Genomic DNA, 21,246 nt, shown 5'->3' with positions numbered 1-21,246 from the left:
CAAGTCAGGTTAACAACAGATGATGTTCAACTGGTGGGAAGTTGCTTAAGTGCGGTTTCAAAGTCGAGTGACTCCACCGCAGTAAGCAAAGCCGCCGCCGCTGTTTTGCCTAACGTGGCTTCCCAGCGCGGTAAATCGTTGCGAATCATCTCCAGCGCGGCAAGATTATATTCCAGTAACAAAGCACGTAAGGCATTTATTTCTGTGTGATTGAAGGTGGCATGTACCTCATCATTTGCATGAGAGGCGTTCTCATTCTTAAGCTGTTGTTGAATTAAGTGCGCCGATTGCACCACTTCTTCTAATGCAGTGCGTAAGCGGAAGCATTCTTGCGCCCGAGGGAAGGGCGCGGCAGCTTTCGCCGCCGATTCTGCTTGCGCGACACAATCGGCAAGATGCACCGCGCCAAGGTTTGCCGCTGCACCGCGTAGGCGGTGCAAAATCTGTACTGTTTGTTCTTGTCGGCCAGCTTCCCAATGCTGTAACGCATCTTCAATACTGTCTTGCTGTGTTTCGGCAAAACGCACCAGTAATTGCGCTAACAAGCGGGCATCACCAACCCGCGCCAGCGAAGCCGCGACATCAATACCAGCCAATTGATCGGGTAAACGGAACTCGGTTTTTGTCACCGCGACGGCAGCAGGCAACAACGGTTGCACTTGGTAGCCTGTGGTTTCCAATAGGGTTTGGAACAAAATATCCGCTTCTACTGGTTTACTGACATGGGCATTCATTCCGGCATCCAAGGCTTCTTGCCGATCACTGACCATCGCGTTGGCTGTCATGGCAATAATCGGTAGTTCGGTCAAGCCTAAGCCTTGACGAATGGCGCGGGTGGCGGTGTAGCCATCCATCACCGGCATTTGCACATCCATTAACACTGCATCAAACGCCGTTGGCTTGCGTTTCAAACATTGCACCGCTTCACGGCCATTTTCTGCCACTTCCACCATCGCACCGGCACGCCCCAATAACTGACAGGCCACTAACTGGTTGATTTCATTATCTTCCACCAGTAATACACGCATTCCCTGCAAGCGGCCTTCAAGCTGACTGATTTTGGCAGGCGTATCAGGCGAGCGCGGTTGTTGGCCTTGATTGCGCGCACGAATCACCGCATCGAACACCATTGATGGCGTCACCGGCTTGGACAACAGACCATTGAGCTCTAAGTCGCCGGCGGCTTGTTCTAATTCTTCTAAGTTGGCCGCAGTCAGCATCAAAATCACCGGTGGTAGTTGGCTTGGGTGATGCTGCTGTGCATACCGCATCATCTCTAGGCCATCCATCCCCGGCATTTGCCAATCTAAAAATAATAGATCGTAGCTTTGCTGAGGTTGATTGAGATACGACAAGCCTTCCTCTGCCGAAGCAGCCAAATCGGCGCCCCAACCAAACGACCGGCAGAGCTGTTGCAACACCACACGCGATGTTTCGTTGTCATCGACAATCAACACGTTAAGCGCGTGCATCTCATGGCGGACTGGCGCTGGTTTGATGGTGCTGCTATCGGGTAAGCGGCGGAATTGGGCAGTAAAGCGGAAAGTGCTGCCCTGACCAAGCTGGCTTTCCACCAAAATCTCGCCATCCATCATGTGCACCAGCCGTTGACTAATGACCAATCCCAAACCCGTCCCGCCAAAGCGGCGGGTGGTGGAGGCATCGGCCTGACTGAAAGCATTAAACAGATTGCGTAATTGCTCGGGACTCATCCCGATACCCGTATCACGGACAACAAAGCCCAATTCGACCCGATCCATTTCTTGCCGCAGTAATTGAATACTGAGCACCACTTCTCCGGCGTGGGTGAACTTAATCGCATTGCCGGTTAAATTGATTAACACCTGCTGCAAGCGCAAGGCATCACCGGCCAACTGCCGAGGGACATCAGGATCGATTTGAAAGATGGTTTCAATGCCTTTATCGCGGGCATTGGTGGACATAATCGCGCTTAAATTACGCAATAACTCATCCATCGCAAACGGCACATCCTCTAACTCCAGACGGCCGGCCTCGATTTTCGAAAAATCCAAAATATCATTCAAAATACCTAATAACGAACGGGCAGAGCGTTGAATTTTGTCGAGATAATCACGCTCACGCTGGCCCAATTCGCCATCTTCCATCAATTGCGCCAGCCCCAAAATCGCGTTCATTGGCGTGCGAATCTCATGGCTCATATTGGCTAAAAACTCGCCCTTGGCTTGACTGGCGCGTTCGGCATCTTCTTTGGCACGCAAGAGTGCCGCTTCGTTATTGCGAAGTGCCCGTTCTTGTGCATCGCGCTGTGATAATTGTTTTTGCAACAAATAGTGCGCTAACCAAATTGAACAAATAAAAATCAACCAACCAAAGCCAACAATCCAAGCATTGCGCTGCCAGTTCTGCAAAATCACCTCTTTTTCACGGGTGACATACATATAAAACGGATAACGCTGGATACGCTGCATGTGGGCTAAACGAACTTTACCGTCGAGTCCCTGATCGACTTCAAATTGCACACTTTGGTGTTGGAACCAACTTTCTGGGCCAATCAATGGTGTACCAATACGCGACAAAACCAGCGGTGTCCGTGTCACTAACGTGCGATTGTGATGCGCTAAGGCAACAGCAGCATCGGGTAAACCGCGTAATTGATCGAGACGATAGGCCAATTTAATGATGTCAATCGCCGCCACCACCACGCCGGCAAACTCACCATCGCTGGTTTCTAAGCGCCGGCTAATGGTGAACACCTTAGCCCCAGGTCGTAAAGCAGAGTCAAAGACCGGACTGACATAGGGCTTAAACAGCGTATTTTTTTGGTGAAAAACAAAATAAGGGCGTTGCTGTAGATTGAGCTGTTGTTCTGCCAAGGCAGAATTGCGAGCAAAACCATCGCGGTCAATCACGACAATATGTTGTAGATAGGGGGTTTGTTGTATCCGCACATCAATCGCGGTGCGAATGGCCTCAGTGACATGCAACACATCTTGATTGCGAACATGGCGCTGGGTGATTTCTAACACGCTGTCGAGGCCATCGAATGATTGTTCGATAAAGGCCTGATAGGTGAGCGAAAGATTCGTCGCACCGGCATAGGCTTGGGCAATATCACGCTGGCGGCTACTGTAAAGCCACAGCCCATAGAGGACGGTGATAAATAGCGTCAGCACGATGGTGGCTAATGTAAGCCCACGCCGTAGGGAAAGAGTTCGTAGAGAAACAAGCATGCTAATACGCTGCTTAAATCGAAAAAGTAGACTGACAATTTACCATTATCATGGTGCTTTCTGCCATGCTTTTACAATTTGAGATACTTTCATTATGCCGTTTTATTGTTTTGCCAGACTAAAGAAAACTTTTTCTGCAGCGTCATAACCCACTTTGCTTAGCGTGTTGGTATCGGTTGTGGCAACTTCAGCACATGGCGAATTTTGAGCTGTCTGTCAAGATTGTGTTGTCCCGCGCAACCCACTACAATTTGTGCCATTAAACAACGACACAACTATATGTTGTGTTTTTTTGTTGCGTTCTGCCGTATTAAAAACTGCGCTTGTACCTGAATTTTTGCGGTTTTTTTCCAGCTTAATTCCCCTTTTTCGCCTTTATTTCAGAGAGATCGCTGCATGTCCACGTCTGTTGCCGATTCCGCACGTCAATCGTATGCCAACTACAAAACCATTCGTCGCAATGGCGCAGTGGTTGATTTTGAACCTTCGAAAATTTCCGTTGCCATGAGCAAGGCCTTTCTTGCCGTCAGCGGTCAACGTGGGTTGAGCAGTGCCCGTATTCGGGATGAAGTGGCTGTGTTAACCGAGCAGGTGGTCAGTGCACTCTTGCGTCGTAAGCCAGAAGGTGGCGCGATTCACATTGAAGAAATTCAAGACCAAGTTGAATTGGCGCTGATGCGTTCAGGAGAACACGAAGTGGCACGCGCCTATGTTTTGTATCGTGAAGAACGCTCACGTCAACGCGCCCAACAAAAAGCACAAGCCGCCGAACCCGTCGAGGTGCCGGTGTTGCATGTGGTGGATCGTCACGGGCAGAGCCAGCCATTGGATATGGCACAACTGCGCGCCCTGATTACGGCGGCGTGTGAAGGCTTAGAAACCGAAACCCAACCTGAACACATTCTCAGCGAAACGCTGAAGAACCTGTATGACGGGGTGTCAGTGGATGAGGTGAATAAATCCGCCATCTTGGCCGCGCGCGCCATGATTGAGCAAGATCCAGCCTATGACAAAGTCACTGCCCGCTTATTGCTGAACACCATCCGCCTCGATATTTTGGGTGAAACCATCAGCCCAAGCGACATGGCCGTGCGTTATCCCGATTATTTCGTGTCGTTTATCCGTCGTGGTATTGATGCCGAGCTGTTAGATGAACGCTTAGCCGAATATGACTTGCCACGCTTGGGCGAGGCATTACAACCAGAACGTGACAACCAATTTGGCTATCTCGGCCTACAAACCCTGTTTGATCGCTATTTCTTACACATCGACGGTCAGCGTATCGAAATGCCACAGGCGTTCTTTATGCGGGTAGCGATGGGGCTGGCGCTGAATGAAAGCGACCGGAATGCACGCGCAATTGAGTTCTATCAGGTGTTGTCCTCGTTTGACTTTATGTCATCGACGCCCACCCTCTTTAACTCCGGCACCCGCCGCAGTCAGTTGTCTAGCTGTTATCTGACAACGATTTCGGATGATCTCGATGGGATTTACGAAGGAATTAAAGAAAACGCGCTATTGTCCAAATTTGCCGGTGGCTTGGGCAATGACTGGACAGCGGTACGGGCATTAGGCAGCCATATCAAAGGCACAAATGGTAAATCGCAAGGCGTGGTGCCGTTCTTAAAAGTGGTGAATGACACTGCGGTGGCGGTGAACCAAGGCGGTAAACGCCGTGGTGCGGTGTGTGCCTATTTAGAGACATGGCACTTAGACATTGAAGAATTCTTAGAACTGCGGAAGAACACCGGCGATGACCGCCGCCGCACGCATGATATGAACACCGCCAACTGGATTCCCGACTTGTTTATGAAACGAGTGATGGAAAATGGCGAGTGGACGTTGTTCACCCCAAGCGAATGCCCAGATTTACACGACAAATACGGTAATGAATTTGAACAAGCCTATCTTGCCTATGAAGCGAAAGCCGCACGTGGTGAGATCAAGATGTTCAAAAAACTGCCAGCGGTGACGCTGTGGCGCAAGATGTTGTCGATGTTGTTCGAAACCGGCCACCCTTGGCTGACTTTCAAAGACCCTTGCAACCTGCGTAGCCCACAACAACACATGGGCGTGGTGCATAGTTCTAACTTGTGTACCGAAATCACCCTGAACACCAACGAAGAAGAAATTGCGGTGTGTAATTTGGGTTCGGTAAATTTGGTCAACCACATGCGTGATGGCGAACTCGATAGCGAGAAGCTCAAACGCACCATCCGTACCGCGATGCGGATGTTGGACAATGTGATCGACATCAATTTCTATCCGGTGCAAAAAGCCCGTAATGCCAACTTGAAACACCGCCCTGTCGGTTTGGGCATTATGGGTTTCCAAGATTGTTTGCACTTAAAACGTGTGCCGTATGCCAGCCATGAAGCGGTTGACTTTGCCGACCGTTCGATGGAGTTGGTGGCCTATCATGCGTATTGGGCATCGACAGAGCTGGCGCAGGAACGGGGCCGTTATGCGTCCTATCCGGGCAGTTTGTGGGATCGTGGCATTTTGCCGCAGGATTCGATTGGCTTATTGGCCGACACCCGTGGGCAATATTTACAGATGGATCGCTCAAGCCGCTTAGATTGGGCTGAACTGCGGTCGCGGATTGCCGAACATGGGATGCGTAATTCCAATTGTTTGGCGATTGCCCCCACCGCCACCATTGCCAACATTATTGGCGTTTCCGCCTCGATTGAACCGACCTATCAAAACTTGTTTGTGAAATCGAACTTGTCTGGTGAATTCACAGTGGTGAACGAATATCTGGTGCGTGATTTGAAAGCGCGGGGGTTGTGGGATGAGGTGATGGTATCGGATTTGAAATACTTTGATGGCAGCCTTGGCCCGATTGACCGTGTCCCCGCCGATTTGCGTGCTGTGTATGCCACTGCCTTTGAAATTGATCCTCGCTGGCTGGTTGATGCCGCCAGCCGCCGGCAAAAATGGATTGACCAAGCACAGTCGTTAAACATTTATATGGCAGGTGCGTCGGGTAAGAAATTGGATGAGTTGTACAAACATGCTTGGGTGAGCGGTTTGAAAACCACCTATTACCTGCGTACGTTGGCGGCAACGGCGGCGGAGAAATCAACGGGTCGCGGCGGTGAATTGAACGCCGTCCCTGCGGCAGCGTCTTACACTGCCCCCCCAACAGCGGCTGAGCCGGAATTACCAGCAACCGATATGAAATTCTGCTCCATCGACAACCCTGATTGTGAGTCGTGCCAGTAAACGCAGCGTAAAAAATCATTTGGATTTGGCGCGGTGTGAGCTGCGCCAAATTCTTAAAAAAATTGGAGAGTGATTGTGAGTTTAAGTTTTGATGATGTGGCTGTGGCCAGCCCAACGAGTAACGAAGGTCGTGTGAATGCCGTCGATAAGCGGATTATCAATGGCAAAACCGACGTTAATCAATTAGTGCCATTTAAATATAAATGGGCGTGGGAAAAATATCTTGCCCAGTGTGCTAACCACTGGATGCCGCAAGAAGTGAATATGCAGCGTGATATTGAGCAGTGGAAATCTGGTCAACTGTCTGCTGATGAAATGCGCGTGGTAAAACGCAACCTTGGTTTTTTTGTCACAGCGGATAGCCTTGCCGCGAATAATATTGTGTTGGGCACCTATCGCCAGATCACTGCCCCAGAATGCCGGCAATTTTTACTGCGCCAAGCCTTTGACGAAGCGATTCATACCCATGCTTATCAATATATTGTTGAATCCTTGGGTTTGGATGAAGGCGAGGTATTTAATGCCTATCACGAAATCCCATCGATTCGAAATAAAGATAATTTCTTAATTCCATTTATTGATGCCCTGACTAATCCAGAATTCAAAACCGGCACCTTAGAAAACGATCAAACGCTGTTAAAGTCGCTGATTGTATTCGCCTGCATTATGGAAGGTTTATTCTTCTATGTTGGCTTTGTGCAGATTTTGGCATTGGGCCGACAAAACAAAATGACCGGCGCGGCAGAACAATATCAATATATTTTGCGTGATGAGTCCATGCACTGTAATTTTGGTATTGATATGATCAACTCAATTAAGCTGGAAAACCCGCATTTATGGACTGAGGCTTTTCAACAAGACATTACTGAATTATTCGGTCAGGCGGTTGAATTGGAATATGCTTATGCTGAAGACACCATGCCACGCGGTATTTTGGGTTTGAATGCGCCGATGTTTAAAGAATATCTGCGCTTTATTTGTAACCGCCGGATGGTGCAAATTGGGCTGCCAGAACTATTCCCCGGCGCAAACAATCCTTTCCCGTGGATGAGCGAGATGATTGATTTGAAGAAAGAGAAGAATTTCTTTGAAACACGGGTAACGGAATATCAAACCGGTGGTGCGTTGAACTGGGATTAAGGGTAAATGTCAGAAATCGGAAAGTTTGAAATTTTGTAGTCAAAGTTTGCAATTTCCGATAGCCAAAACATGAAATCTTGCATGGCACCAAAAAAGGCCCTACAGAAACAGGGCCTTTTTATATGCTTGAAGGGGACTTTTGATGCCAACTTTTCAGATCCTCTCTCTTTCAGGGGGAGGTTACCGTGGGCTCTACACCGCACACATCCTTGAATATATCGAGAACAGGCTAGGTACACCCATAGCTGACCATATCGATTTATTCGCAGGCACGTCCATCGGTGGCATCATGGCCCTTGCTCTGGCTCACCGAATCCCAGCCAGTACCATTAAGCAAAAGCTGATAGACCACGGGTCGAGAATTTTTGCCGCACCTATCACCCAGCAAACGACTGGGATATGTGGTGCCATACGCAGAACAATGTTATTTGGCAAAGGGCTTCTTGGAGCCCGATACCAAGTGGATGCTTTGCAAAATCTGTTGGTAGATATTTTTGGGGAGCAGACTATTGGTCATCTGGAGCATCGTATATTAGTTCCCGCCGTCAATGCTAATACGGGTCGCACACGGATGTTCAAAACGCCTCACCACGAACGTCTAAAAACAGATTTCAAGCTATCCATCGTAGACGTTGCATTAGCTACTAGTGCAGCGCCGACTTACTTTCCACCCCATCGGGTTTCTGGTGAGCGTTACCTCGATGGTGGACTTGTCGCAAATGATCCAGCTCTTCACGCAGTCCACGAGGCAATGCAATTCGTAGAAAATGGTAACGCCGTCAAGCTCGAGGATATCCAAGTCCTCGGAATTGGCACTGCGTCACCTGGGGCAGCGCTGGACGAAAATAAGCAAAACCCAGGCTTCATCGGCTGGGGAACGAGTTTATTTGATGTCTCTATTAATGCCCAAGAGCGTATGTCTGCAGACATGCTTACTCATTGGCTCGGCAGTAAATATACCCGGTTGAACTTATCAGTTAGCGCACATAACACTGAAAATGTGGCACTCGACCTTGCCAATAAGGTATCGACTGATGTGCTTTTAGCTACAGCCGGAGCAACGATTCGGGAGCAGGTTTCAGAAGAGCTCATTTGCAACTTGAAATCTCACACTCCAACTCGGCCGACGTTCTACCACGGCCCCAATGCCAACCACGTACCGGTCGATGCCACTTAGGAGATCAATATGGCCCTCAATGTCAGCCGCTTGCTTAACCATAGTCAAAAAGCAGATCGTTTCATCGATAATCTTGAAGTTGCTTCTCATCGCAAGGACGTCATTCAGGAGGCTGCGAAGATTATCAAAGCGCATCTTCGCCAAACGATTCCTGATTGGCTTGCACATAACCTTCAAGCCGAAGCTAACGTTACTCCCCGCTTCATGACACAAGGCTCGTTTGCCTACAATACCGCAAATGAACCCTGCCACTTTCCACCTCAAGAAGTGGACCGCGATATTGGCATTTACCTACCTGTAAACCATTGGGAAGAAAACACCCGCAGTCCTAAGCATGCGGCCAGAACCTACTTCCGGATGGTCGAAGAGGTCATGCAACCCTTGTCCAAAGAAAAGGGATGGACACTTTCGCGCAAAGAGCGCTGCGTTCGTGTCCTCCTAAACCACGGTAGTTCGGCCCATATTGACCTTCCTCTCTATGCCGCACCGCTGAAGGACTTCGAGACCATTACGGAGACCGTTGCCAAATCCAGAAGAGCATCAATGAGCATCTCTCTGGCATCCGCTTTCTCGGAGCAGGAGTGGGACAATCTCGACTCTATCGTGTTGGCCTGCGAAAACGGAGAATGGAGTAAGTCTGACCCGCGTGAAGTCATCCGCTGGTTCCGGCAGTGTAGAACCCGCTTGGGAGACGAACGCCTAGTCAGGGTCTGCCGTTACCTTAAAGCATGGCGCGATCATCATTGGAAAAATGGCGGCCCCTCCTCCATCCTCCTGATGGTGTCCGCCTGCCAAACACTGGAAAATATCATCGACCTGCCTTCCCGTGATGACCTCATGCTAAAAGCAGTTTGTGCCGAACTCCCTCAGCAGCTACGAGGTAATGTGTGCGAAAGGCGTATTGGCGATGGAGAGAACCTGAACCGAATGTCGGAGCCAGAGCGTGTTCATGCATCGTCTTTGGCTGCCAAGCTTTCTCATGCATTAAATATGGTGATGGATCAAATGAACCTCCATGAAAAGGAGCAAGCAAACCTCGAGCTACGTACTGTATTTGGCGAACGTCTTCCCTTTCTTCCGAACGAGATCGAGCAGTGCAATCAACAGGTCGCAATCATTCGCCAACAGCCGGCGAAAGTGGTCGCAGCCCCTCAAGTACATAAGACGCATGCCGGTTAAACCACGACATTCCTCAGCAATGCGGGCGGTAAGCCACGCCCTCCGTGGCCGTGGCTTTACCGAACTCAACTCGAAAAGACCAGAATGGTTACTTGCGGAAGGTTTACTGCACGCAGGGGACAGAAGATGGCGGGCCACAATTGAAATCCGAGACTGGGACTTCATTATGCACCCGACCATTATTGTGCCCGATCTGGAGCCCGGCACTTGGGCACACATTGACCCAGGTAACATCGTTTGCTACTTAGCCAAAGGGCAAGGGGTACTAAACAGACACACCCCCGCGGAGACTGTCGAGCTTTGCCTGCAATTGGCCGAAAGTATTTTGGCCAAACTTGACGATGCTGACTATCAGACCCGGGAAATAACATCCGAATTCGAAGCCCACTGGCGTCCCGCCGAGTTTGGGTACCTCTATCAGGATGTCCCTCGTCACCTCAACAGGTTGATAGCTAAATACGATTCTTCGACTGCAGTTTGGCATCTGGCTGCGACAGAAGTTGGAGCGAAGAAACAAGGGAATCGCTCCTGCCCCTGCATCATCGTACCCCTGTCGTGTGAACCTACAGTTCATCGGCAGGGACCTCCTAGCACTCTTGGAGAACTGCTGGAATGGCTACATGCCATTTCTCCCCTATCATTACCAACCCTCACCTCTCGATTTGCCAATCCGGCTGTAGCCAAGGATCGTCGCTGCCTTTTTTTGTTCCACCATGATGCGCTGTGGTGTGGAGCAGTGGTCGAAGACTTGCCTCTCCAGAGGCTATATCAGCGAAACTTCGGTCGCCTATCCACATTATTAATGAATAGCAAGTTTTCTAAGCATCCAATTCGAAGAATGCATATTCAAAACGAAAGCCCCTCTTTCATTCATCACCGCTCGCTAGTGTCACACCTAGACCTAAGTGGACTGCGAATACACCTGGTTGGGGCGGGTGCGGTAGGAGGCTACCTCGCTAACGCTATCGCCAAACTCGGTGCAGGAACGGGGGGTAACGGCAAATTGGTTATTTGTGACGTCGATCTCTTGATGAAGGAAAATATCGGTAGACATATTCTTGGTGACGAAGATACTGGGAAGCACAAGGCTTACGCAATGACTGAATACCTGAAGAAGCAACTGCCTTCAGGGGTATTTGAAGGAATCATAACTAGCGCAGTTGATTGGGAGAATATCTTCGACGCGGATCTAGTCATTGATAGCACAGGTGAAGAGCCGCTCTCTTCTGTTCTAGCTGAAAAAATGAGGGAGAGACTTTCTAACAATCAAGTTGTACCCCCACTACTCCATGGATGGGTTAAAGGTAACGGCGAGGCCGTTCAAGCACTTTGGAGTGAACGATACAGCGCCTGCTTCGACTGTTTAAAGGTATGGGAGAACGGGACAGTTACTGAGCGATGGCCTGTACTTAAAACGGCACCAGAAGGACGCATGATCGGTTGTTCATACGTAACACCTTATGCCGTATCAGCTCCCATGATGGCAGCCGCACTAATAGCACAGATGGCAATTGATTGGCGAAATGGACATCTGATAGATGGTGAACTGAGAACGGTGATATTAAATGCCAGCCGCGAGAATATACACCCTGACTGCCAAGAAAGAGTAATTACTTCACCAACTAAAAATTGCCAGACATGTACCAATTTCAGGATCTAGCAATTCACCTGTCGGAGCACAAGTGCTGGGTACTATTAACTCCACCTGTTCAAACCATTCTCCACAACTATCGCCAATTAGGACCCTTTGATCATGAGGCTGGTGGGATCCTACTGGGATATCGTCGTGGAGAGATGGATTTTGAAGTCATCCTTGCAACTGAACCCACTCCAAATGACAAACGTGGTATGTTCAGTTTTTTCAGAAGCTCTTGGCACCACCAAGATGTTGCCCGACAGCAGTGGATGAAAAGTGGTGGTACAGTAGACTATCTGGGAGACTGGCATACACATCCAGAAGATCACCCTACCCCTTCATCAACGGACAGAAGAGAGTGGGACAAATTGAGGAGAAATTCACCCCGCCCTTTAATATTTATTATTGTTGGAAAGGTTGATATTTACCTAGAAGGCCCGAACAAAAAAGGACATCGATTCTTACTTTACAATTCAATATAATAATTAATAATTTTCCACTTGGCCACTCATAACTTCTACATTAGGTATTTCGGGGAAACAACAACTTGGACACACTGACATTCATTGCCGAAGCAATTAAAGCACTGGCATGGCCAGCATCCTCCGTGTTGCTGGTATTTATGCTCCGCAAGCCAACTGGAGAACTGATACCACTTCTCCGAAAATTGAAATATAAAGAATTAGAAATGGAGTTCTCCCGCGAGATTGCAGATCTCAAAGCAAAATCCCTCTCTATGCCAGAACAACCTATACTTCCAACAGATAGCCATAACGACGGACAGCAAGCGACGAAACTATTAACTGAGAGACTTAGAACCAAGCGCGACGATCTTCTACGTATGGTGAGCTTCTCGACACGCGTCCCGGTCATGGAGGCCTGGCTTGAAGTTGAAGCGGCAGCAATTGAAGTGGCCAGCTCATTTTGGAGTATGCCTCCCAATAATTCCTTCAGGAACTTCCCTCATCTAGGGGAGTATTTGCTTCAATGCAAAGTAATTGACCAGAAGCAGCTTGAATCGTTTAAACGGCTTCAGCAACTGCGCAACAAAGCAGCACACGCACAAGAGCTCGACCTTAGCGAGGGTGATGCACGGTCTTATGTGGAACTCGCTTTAGCACTTGCTACACATATTCGAGCTCACGAGTGATTCTAAAATTCGGCGCAGTGACGCAGGGTAAGATAACTGATATTTTGATCCAGCGCGGTCAGCTTGACGAAGCCTTGCATGTCCCCCAACCACGCCCAACCTAACCAGCTATGGCACAATCCTTCCCTTTAGCAAAACAAAGGTAACGATTGTGAATGCAGTTGACCTCAGCTTGTATTGGGTTGTCGATCCCGACCAATGTGGTGGTGCGCGGGCGACGGTGAATTTACTGCACAAACTCCTGCCACACGGCATCAGCGTCGTTCAACTTCGCGCCCCAACTTGGAAAAAACGCGAACTCTTGGCCCTCGCACAAGAAATGCGAACCCTCACACGAGAAGCCAACATCCCCTTTATTATCAACGACCATCTTGACATTGCCCTCGGTTGCGAAGCCGATGGTTTGCATGTTGGACAACACGACCTACCGCTGGCCGTTGCGCGCCGGTGGATGGGTGAAAAAGCGATTTTAGGCCTATCCGCCAACCAACCCGCCCATTTCCAAGCCGATGATGTGCTCCTTGCCGACTACCTCGGCGTTGGGCCGGTGTTTGCCACCAGCACCAAAAGCGACGCCGCCCCACCGCTAGGCGTGGAAGGTTTAAAACAGTGCCTCGGTCTGACACGACGGCCAGTGGTGGCGATTGGTGGAATTACGGTTGAAAACGCCGAACAACTGCGAGACAGTGGCGTAGCAGGGCTGGCGGTGGTATCGGCGCTATGCCGCGCAGCCGATCCCGTTCACGCCTGCCATCAACTCAATCGCGCCTTTTTCCCTGAAATCCGTTTGTTCTAATAAGAGGCATACTATGGTCTATCAGGTATTAACCATTGCCGGTTCCGATTCGAGTGGCGGCGCGGGGATTCAGGCGGATTTAAAAACCTTCTCAGCCTTAGGCGTCTATGGGGCGAGCGTGATTACCGCGCTCACCGCACAAAACACCCAAGGCGTCAGCGCCATTCACACCCCACCGGCCAGCTTTATTACCGCACAATGCAATGCAGTCTTCAGCGACTTAAACATCCACGCGGTCAAACTCGGGATGCTGGCTAACGCCGAGATCATTCATGCGTGTGCCGCTGCGCTACAGCGTTGGCAACCGCCGTATGTGGTACTCGACACAGTGATGATTTCGAAAAGCGGCCACGACTTACTTGCACCAGAAGCAGTCTCTGCCTTGCGCGATACCTTGTTGCCCCTCGCCGATTTACTGACCCCCAACCTACCCGAAGCAGCCGCATTGCTCGATACCGCGCCAGCAACCACCGTTGATGACATGATGGCACAGGGAAAAGCGCTGTTAGATTTAGGCGCGAAGGCGGTGTTAATGAAAGGCGGGCATTTAAGTGGGCAAGAAAGTCCAGACTATTTAATTCAGCCCGAAGGCGTGCACTGTTTTACAGGGATGCGCTTGCCCACCCACCACACTCACGGCACCGGCTGCACCTTGTCTGCTGCCTTAGCCGCCTTGCGGCCACAACAGGATAATTGGGTAAATACCGTTGCAGCGGCAAAGTCTTATCTGAACGGTGCCTTGGCACAAGCTGATTGCCTCGCGATTGGTCATGGCATTGGGCCGGTACACCATTTCCACCGTTGGTGGCCGCTCGGTTAGGGCTTATGAGGGCGATTCTGTTAAAATTCTTCGGTTGTCGTTGCCTTCTCGAGGCGAGAAGGGACTGCCACACCCCGCCCTCACTGGCTTAATAACAATGGAGAACGCTGCGCCATGACCGTGATTCGTCAAGAAGACTTCATCCAAAGCATTGCGGATGCCTTCCAATACATCAGTTGTTATCACCCCAAAGATTATATTGATGCGCTGTATCAGGCCTATTTGCGTGAAGAAAGCCCTGCGGCTAAAGACGCCATGGCGCAAATTCTGATCAACAGCCGCATGTGTGCCGAAGGTCGCCGCCCAATCTGTCAAGACACCGGTATTGCCGTGGTGTTCTTGAAAGTGGGCATGAAGGTGCAATGGGATGCGACTTTAAGCGTACAAGAGATGATCAACGAAGGCGTGCGCCGCGCCTATCTGCATCCAGATAACACCTTGCGCGCCTCGGTCTTACTCGACCCTGCTGGCAAACGCCAAAACAGCAAAGACAACACCCCAGCCGTCGTGCATTACGAAATTGTTGATGGCGATGGTGTCGAAGTCATCTGTGCGGCAAAAGGCGGTGGTTCGGAAAACAAATCGAAATTCTATGCGCTGAACCCGTCCGACAGCATTGTCGATTGGGTATTAAAAACCGTCCCAACAATGGGCGCTGGCTGGTGTCCACCCGGCATTTTGGGGATTGGGATTGGCGGCACCCCAGAAAAAGCGATGTTGCTTGCCAAAGAATCGCTGATGGATCACGTCAATATCCATGAACTGAAAGACAAAGCCGCCAGCGGTGCTAGCTTAAGCCGTATCGAAGAATTGCGTCTTGAGTTGTACGAAAAGGTCAACGCGCTTGGGATTGGTGCACAAGGTCTTGGCGGTTTAACCACCGTGTTGGATGTGAAAATCCTAGACTACCCAACACATGCCGCATCGTTACCCGTTGCCATGATTCCAAACTGTGCCGCCACCCGCCACATCCATTTCCATCTTGATGGTTCTGGCCCTGCGGTGTTGGAAACCCCGAAACTGGAAGATTGGCCAGAAATCACCTACGACAGCAGCAGCGGCAAGCGTGTCAATCTCGACACCATCACACCAGAAGAAGTTGCCAGCTGGAAACCCGGTGATGTGTTGTTGTTGAACGGCAAATTGTTGACAGGTCGCGATGCAGCGCACAAGCGCATGGTCGATATGCTCAATAAAGGCGAGACCTTGCCGGTCGATTTTACCAATCGCTTTATCTACTACGTTGGCCCAGTCGATCCTGTGCGTGACGAAGTGGTTGGCCCAGCCGGCCCCACCACCGCCACCCGTATGGATAAATTCACCCGCCAAATGTTAGAACAAACCGGTTTGTTGGGTATGGTGGGTAAAGCCGAACGCGGCCCTGCTGCAATCGAAGCCATCAAAGACAACAAAGCGGTTTATCTCATGGCCGTGGGTGGTTCAGCCTATTTGGTCTCGAAAGCCATCAAAGCGTCGAAAGTGGTGGCCTTTGGTGATTTGGGCATGGAAGCGATTTATGAATTTGAAGTGGAAGACATGCCCGTAACTGTTGCTGTCGATTCCTGTGGTACGTCAGTTCACAATACCGGCCCAGCAGAATGGCGTGTCAAAATCGGTAAAATTCCGGTTCAAACCGCGTAATTTCTTACCCTGACCCCTTGTCCCTCGGTGTGACAAAACGCACCGAGGGCATTTTTTATGGAACAACCGCAATGAGCATTAAATCCGACCGTTGGATTCGCAAAATGGCCGAACAACACGGCATGATCGAACCCTTTGAACCCCAGCAAGTGAAAGAAATCAACGGCGAAAAAGTCATTTCTTTTGGTACATCAAGTTATGGCTATGATATTCGCTGTGCTGATGAATTTAAGGTGTTTACCAATATCAATAGCACCATTGTTGACCCGAAAAACTTCGATCCCCAGTCTTTCGTTGAAGTGTCTGGCAAAGGCTTTTGTCTGATTCCGCCTAACTCATTTGCCTTGGCACGCACGGTGGAATATTTCCGTATTCCGCGTAATGTGTTGACCGTATGCTTGGGGAAATCGACCTATGCCCGTTGCGGCATCATCGTCAATGTCACCCCCTTTGAACCCGAGTGGGAAGGCTATGTCACGCTAGAGTTTTCGAATACCACACCACTGCCAGCCAAAATCTATGCGCATGAAGGCGTGGCTCAGGTGTTATTTCTCGAAGCGGATGAAGATGATATCTGCGAGGTGTCTTATCGCGACCGTGGCGGTAAATATCAGGGACAACGCGGCGTCACCCTCCCACGGCCGTAACTCAAGTTTCAACCGGCTGTTAACTCGGCTTCATCTCGCTGTAAACAGACAACGGCATGATGTCGGCCATCCAAAGCAGGATACCCAGGCGAGGCCGGGTCAATGGCCTCGCACCACATCCCCTTCCCCCCTCTATCACCTCGCACCCCGCTCGAGGTAATCTACAGCCAATAGTTTACGAGCGGAACAGGACAACAAAAACACCGATCTTGGTGTCTCAAAAAATTTGACCATTACAATGATCCTCTTAGGAGTGCTATCAGGCAGTGGCATTTCTTTGGCATTTCTGCGACCATTCTCTGCATGGATAACATGACATCAATCCTCTCGAAGTATGAGGGGCAAGAAAATCGGCGAGCGTTGGGGGGGATATATGCCCTCGCTGGCTTCGACTACCAATTGCGTCTCTATTTAGCGGAGTTGGTCGAATCCCTTGCCGGACAGGGATGTGACCTTGGTGAGGCCGGCGGAGTATTTCTGGAGGCGCTTTCAGATCTGGCCAAGACCGAGGATGGTTCTTTGGTGTGCATCCAGGTCAAGCGTACTTTGACGCGTGAAACGCTCAAAGACGCCGCTGCCGAAGTCGTGGCAATCGACAGGTTCCTTGCAAATCACTATCCAAGCTCGCGTGCAGAAGTGAAGTTCAAGCTAGTCGCCTCAAAAGGCGATGCTGTGTTGCAGTGGAGCGATATACCGGATGCGCACCCGACTTCTCTGACGATTCAAGCGCTTATCCAGCAAGGGCGGCTTCTGTCGCCTCGCATTGAGCCTGACCCGTGGTGGCGCGCGATTGTCGCTGCCTGGAAGCAGCTGAAAGACCCCTACGGTTTCCTGCGCTTTGCGCTGGAGCGCGCCTTGAGTCGTGCGCCGACAGCGGCAGACGCACAACGCATTCGTGACGATATCTGCGAGCGCTTCGCCCAAGCTCGGCAGACGCCTGATCTACCCGGCCAGCTTCTGACGCCTGCGGACTTTCAGCTTGCAGCCCATCCCAGCGCCTCGCTGGAAATCGGGCGTGAGGTCACGCTGGCGCGGCTGCGTGACCAGCAATACATGCCCCGCCCCCATCGGCTGGGTGCCCTGTATCCCAAGCTGATTGAACGCAAGGATCTCAGCCAGCGCGACCTCCGAAGCGAGGCGCGAGTTTTCTGGTTAAGCGGTCGTTCCGGCGTCGGCAAGAGCGTACTCTTGCTTCAAGCGGTTGAGCGGCTGGTGAGTGATGGCTGGCGCGTGCTCTGGCTGAAGGGGCAAGCTGGTTTGCTGGAGCCTGCGCTCAGGGCGATCGCCGATGCGCCGACCGAATGGTGGCCAGATTTCATCGCCATTGATGATCTTTACGACCGCGATGCCCGTAACCAGATTGACCTTGGTCGGTTGGGGGAATTCATCGACGAGCGCGGCCATCAGGTGTGGCCGATGATTTTGACTTGCGGACCCGCCGAGTTCGCCGAATCTTTCCGGGAAGACGCCACTTATCGTGGTTTTGATCTGCATCGGGAAACCATCGAAACCATTGCCGCCGATGAAGCCGAGGAAATCGAAGCTTGGTATCACCAGCGAACGGGGAAAGGTTCACAACGCGGCCCGGCTTTCTCCCAGGCATCGCAAGAAGACAATGGCCTGTTCGTTTCGCTGGCGGTCGAACTGGCACACGGCAATCTGGAAGCTTTTGCACAGCGTTTTGGCAACCGGGTTCGCCTCATCGATGGCCTGGATGAAGCGCTACGTCTGCCTTTGGCGCTGAACCGGCTCTATCTGCGTGCCCCCTATGACTGGCTGACAGATAAAGACCGCGAAAAGCTGGCCACGCTTAACGGCGAAGGGGATTTCAGCCTGCTGGAGGCCGGCGCGGAAGGGCAAATCGTTCGCCTCACTCATCCCCATCTGGCGGATGCCCTCTACCGCGCCTTGCGCAAACCTGCCAATCCCGAAGCGTTCACCAATGATCTGGTGGCAGTGTTCCGGCGCGCGCTAGCCGAGCACGATACGGGCTTGGTGTCACAGTTGTTGAGGGTGTTTTCTGCATTCGACGAAGGGCTGGCGAGCGAACGACTGCGTATCGTGGATCGTCCTCGTCTTGCGCGGGAGTGCGCAAAAATATGGGCCAGAGAGCATACGCAACTGGCGCTTGATGCCGATGGATTGGCGGATGCCGCCACCAGTTGGGCTTGCTGGTCTACGACCATGCCCTGCATTGTCAACGTGCTGGGAAATGACCTGCTGGGCAATGCACTGGCTTACTTGGATTCAGCTAATAAGGTCTGGCCAGGTTGCTGGCGACGCCTGGCCGAGTGCTACCCAAAGCATGGCGAGCTGTTTGCCTGGGCTGCTGAGCATCTTGCTGATCCAAAAAAGATATCCCACCCCACTTGGTCTTTTGTTTGGGAACGCTGCCTGCAAGATGATTCCCGCCGCCACGCTGAGTGGCGAGACACAGGGCTGGATTGGCTGCAGAGACATTTGCGCCGCCCCGATTGGCACATCGTCTGGAAAAAACTGCTGCCTGGTGACAAAGCTCCCGACTGGAAAAACGACCCGGTCCTGATTCTCGGCTTGCGCCGTTTGCATGCGGAAAGCGATGGCCCCGACTGGGCTTATGTCTTTGAAGATCTTTACGCCTTGGCGACGCCTCCTTGCCCTCAGGCAGGCGAGTTGGCGACTTTGGCCCAAGCCTGGCTGGACGGACGCGAAGACCGGGCCGAGTGGAGCCATGTCTGGCAAGCCTTGCTGGCGCAGCACGAAGGACTGCCGGAAGGGCTGGCGCTGGGCGATCTCTTGCGCCTTGGCGCGCAATGGCTGGACGGACGCGAAGACCGGGCCGAGTGGGCGCATGTCTGGCGAGCCTTGCTGGTGCAGCACGCAGGACTGCCGGAAGGGCTGGCGCTAGGTGATCTCTTGCGCCTTGGCGCGCAATGGCTGGCCGGACGCGAAAACCGGGCCGAGTGGAGTCACGTCTGGCAAGCCTTGCTGGCGCAGCACGAAGGCCTGCCGGAAGGGCTGGCGCTGGGCGATCTCTTGCGCCTTGGCGCGCAATGGCTGGACGGACGCGAAGACCGGCCCGAGTGGAGCCACGTCTGGCGAGCCTTGCTGGCGCAGTACGAAGGCCTGCCGGCAGGGCTGGCGCTGGGCGATCTCTTGCGCCTTGGCGCGCAATGGCTGGACGGACGCGAAGACCGGGCCGAGTGGGCGCATATCTGGCAAGCCTTGCTGGCGCAGCGCGATGCCCTGCCGGAAGGGCTGACGCTCGGCGATCTCTTGCGCCTTGGCGCGCAATGGCTGGCCGGACGCGAAAACCGGGCCGAGTGGGCGCATATCTGGCAAGACTTGCTGGCGCAGCACGAAGGACTGCCGGAAGGGCTGGCGCTGGGCGATCTTTTGCAGCTCGGGGCGGGCTGGCTGGCCGGTCGCGAAGACCGGGCCGAGTGGAACTATGTCTGGCGAGCCTTGCTGGCGCAGCACGAAGCCCTGCCGGAAGGGCTGACGCTCGGCGATCTTTTGCAGCTCGGGGCGGGCTGGTTGGCCGGGCGTGAAGACCGGGCCGACTGGGCGCATATCTGGCAAGATTTGCTGGCGCAGCGCGAAGCCCTGCCGGAAGACTTAACGCTCGGCGATCTTTTGCAGCTCGGGGCGGGCTGGTTGGCCGGGCGCGAGAGTAGCGAAGAGTGGGGATTTGTTTGCGAAGCACTACTGGATCAGCAATTTCAGGCGCTTAATTTCATCGAACAGGCCGCCGCATGGCTGAAGCGCACCGGCGCCAAGCCAGAATGGCCCTTGCTGGCAGCCAAATTCATTATTGCTGCGCCTCTGCATGCCGCTTCGACTGAGTTTGCGCGGGATCTGGTGGCGCGTATCAAAGCCTGCGCAAACAATGCGCATTGGTCCAAAACAGCCAAGCTGGTAAACGCTTTACCGGCCGATATCGTACTTCCTGCCGAAGTTGGCGGCTGGTTACAAACCTTGCATGCGCGCAGGGAATTGCCGGCATGGGCTGAGGCGCGGCGTAGTCGGGATGAAGGATTGCCGGTTAATGGCAGAGTAAAAGCCGTCCGCGACAAAAATTGTATTGTCGAACTGGACATCGGCCTAGTAGCAATCTGGCCGAATGATCGCGATGGCATCCGGCGAAAAAAGGGGCTTGAGCGTACCTTTTTTGTACAGGAACTGGTACCAGAAAAGGATCGCGTCATCGTCGGCGCAGAAAATGGGCCAGCGTTGCGCCATGCACCTGCTGCTGGGGGAGTCTACGATGCTTGCGTAACAGGCCTTAAAGATTACGGCGTATTTCTGCGAGTCGGCGCTTATAGTGGGTTGCTTCATGTCAGCCAGCTGCCGCCCGATACTGATATTCCGAAACAGTATTCGCTTGGTCAACAGCTTGCAGTTCAGGTGATTCAAATTCGGGAGGATGGAAAAATTTCATTTGCACTGCCAGCTACTGCGGCGTAGTGGGCGCCGCCAATGGCAGTAGCGAATTGCGCTTTATGTGGATTTGGAATGATGTCCCCTTTGCAACACGAAGCAGTCATTGATAGCCAGTTGAATCTATGGGCGCTCAGGTCTTGGTCAACCACCATCCTCGCTACTTCGAGCTCGAAGCTCGCATCATATTGACTACGTTTT

General features: G+C 52.0%; 13 protein-coding genes. 12 read left to right on the top strand and 1 reads right to left on the bottom strand.

Annotation, left to right across the window (positions count from 1 at the left end; translation table 11 throughout):
- Nucleotides 1–26: 26 nt before the first annotated feature.
- Complete coding sequence (locus ACTBZS_RS03000) at nt 27–3,212, bottom strand: response regulator (protein ID WP_463043225.1); 3,186 nt, start codon at nt 3,210–3,212, stop codon at nt 27–29.
- A 396-nt stretch (nt 3,213–3,608) separates the two neighbouring features.
- Between ACTBZS_RS03000 and ACTBZS_RS02995 the strand changes: the two genes are divergently transcribed.
- The 12 genes from ACTBZS_RS02995 to ACTBZS_RS02940 all read left to right on the top strand — a co-directional run bounded on the left by ACTBZS_RS02995 (nt 3,609) and on the right by ACTBZS_RS02940 (nt 21,072).
- Entirely contained in the window at nt 3,609–6,440 is a 2,832-nt protein-coding gene (locus ACTBZS_RS02995) for a ribonucleoside-diphosphate reductase subunit alpha (RefSeq protein ID WP_463043224.1), read from the top strand.
- Between the two features lie 75 nt (nt 6,441–6,515).
- Nucleotides 6,516–7,580 carry a ribonucleotide-diphosphate reductase subunit beta gene (locus ACTBZS_RS02990; protein WP_460430521.1) on the top strand — a complete coding sequence of 355 codons (1,065 nt, stop codon included), beginning with the start codon at nt 6,516–6,518 and terminating at the stop codon, nt 7,578–7,580.
- Nucleotides 7,581–7,722: 142 nt separating this feature from the next.
- Entirely contained in the window at nt 7,723–8,757 is a 1,035-nt protein-coding gene (locus ACTBZS_RS02985; protein WP_463043223.1) for a CBASS cGAMP-activated phospholipase, read from the top strand.
- 9 nt (nt 8,758–8,766) lie between these two features.
- Complete coding sequence (locus ACTBZS_RS02980) at nt 8,767–9,936, top strand: CBASS cGAMP synthase (RefSeq protein WP_463043222.1); 1,170 nt, start codon at nt 8,767–8,769, stop codon at nt 9,934–9,936.
- Entirely contained in the window at nt 9,926–11,596 is a 1,671-nt protein-coding gene (locus ACTBZS_RS02975; RefSeq protein ID WP_463043221.1) for a ThiF family adenylyltransferase, read from the top strand. Before ACTBZS_RS02980 ends, ACTBZS_RS02975 begins: the two co-directional genes overlap by 11 nt.
- Complete coding sequence (locus tag ACTBZS_RS02970) at nt 11,575–12,054, top strand: Mov34/MPN/PAD-1 family protein (RefSeq protein WP_463043220.1); 480 nt, start codon at nt 11,575–11,577, stop codon at nt 12,052–12,054. The genes ACTBZS_RS02975 and ACTBZS_RS02970 overlap by 22 nt, the downstream gene beginning before the upstream one ends.
- A gap of 65 nt (nt 12,055–12,119) precedes the next feature.
- On the top strand, nt 12,120–12,722 hold the full coding sequence (locus ACTBZS_RS02965) for a hypothetical protein (protein WP_463043219.1): 603 nt from the start codon (nt 12,120–12,122) through the stop codon (nt 12,720–12,722).
- Nucleotides 12,723–12,873: 151 nt separating this feature from the next.
- A complete protein-coding gene (gene thiE, locus ACTBZS_RS02960) occupies nt 12,874–13,518 on the top strand; it encodes a thiamine phosphate synthase (RefSeq protein ID WP_460430517.1) in 645 nt (214 codons plus the stop codon).
- A 13-nt stretch (nt 13,519–13,531) separates the two neighbouring features.
- Nucleotides 13,532–14,338, top strand: a complete 807-nt coding sequence (gene thiD / locus ACTBZS_RS02955) for a bifunctional hydroxymethylpyrimidine kinase/phosphomethylpyrimidine kinase (RefSeq protein WP_463043218.1) — start codon at nt 13,532–13,534, stop codon at nt 14,336–14,338.
- Nucleotides 14,339–14,452: 114 nt separating this feature from the next.
- Entirely contained in the window at nt 14,453–15,979 is a 1,527-nt protein-coding gene (locus ACTBZS_RS02950) for a fumarate hydratase (RefSeq protein WP_460430515.1), read from the top strand.
- A gap of 71 nt (nt 15,980–16,050) precedes the next feature.
- A complete protein-coding gene (dcd, locus tag ACTBZS_RS02945; protein WP_460430514.1) occupies nt 16,051–16,626 on the top strand; it encodes a dCTP deaminase in 576 nt (191 codons plus the stop codon).
- Between the two features lie 312 nt (nt 16,627–16,938).
- On the top strand, nt 16,939–21,072 hold the full coding sequence (locus ACTBZS_RS02940; RefSeq protein ID WP_463043217.1) for a P-loop NTPase: 4,134 nt from the start codon (nt 16,939–16,941) through the stop codon (nt 21,070–21,072).
- Nucleotides 21,073–21,246: the final 174 nt, after the last annotated feature.

The sequence above is a fragment of the Aquaspirillum sp. genome (genome assembly GCF_055136605.1).
The sequence above is the reverse complement of the archived record's forward strand: the minus strand, read 5'-3'. Positions and strand labels throughout refer to the sequence as shown.

What these genes read in the sequence shown, in the direction of transcription:
- ACTBZS_RS02995 (WP_463043224.1), top strand. Translation starts at nt 3,609, where the DNA reads ATGTCCACGTCTGTTGCCGATTCCGCACGTCAATCGTATGCCAACTAC.
- ACTBZS_RS03000 (WP_463043225.1), bottom strand. Translation starts at nt 3,212, where the DNA reads ATGCTTGTTTCTCTACGAACTCTTTCCCTACGGCGTGGGCTTACATTA.
- ACTBZS_RS02980 (WP_463043222.1), top strand. Translation starts at nt 8,767, where the DNA reads ATGGCCCTCAATGTCAGCCGCTTGCTTAACCATAGTCAAAAAGCAGAT.
- ACTBZS_RS02985 (WP_463043223.1), top strand. Translation starts at nt 7,723, where the DNA reads ATGCCAACTTTTCAGATCCTCTCTCTTTCAGGGGGAGGTTACCGTGGG.
- ACTBZS_RS02975 (WP_463043221.1), top strand. Translation starts at nt 9,926, where the DNA reads ATGCCGGTTAAACCACGACATTCCTCAGCAATGCGGGCGGTAAGCCAC.
- ACTBZS_RS02940 (WP_463043217.1), top strand. Translation starts at nt 16,939, where the DNA reads ATGACATCAATCCTCTCGAAGTATGAGGGGCAAGAAAATCGGCGAGCG.
- dcd (WP_460430514.1), top strand. Translation starts at nt 16,051, where the DNA reads ATGAGCATTAAATCCGACCGTTGGATTCGCAAAATGGCCGAACAACAC.
- ACTBZS_RS02970 (WP_463043220.1), top strand. Translation starts at nt 11,575, where the DNA reads ATGTACCAATTTCAGGATCTAGCAATTCACCTGTCGGAGCACAAGTGC.
- thiD (WP_463043218.1), top strand. Translation starts at nt 13,532, where the DNA reads ATGGTCTATCAGGTATTAACCATTGCCGGTTCCGATTCGAGTGGCGGC.
- ACTBZS_RS02950 (WP_460430515.1), top strand. Translation starts at nt 14,453, where the DNA reads ATGACCGTGATTCGTCAAGAAGACTTCATCCAAAGCATTGCGGATGCC.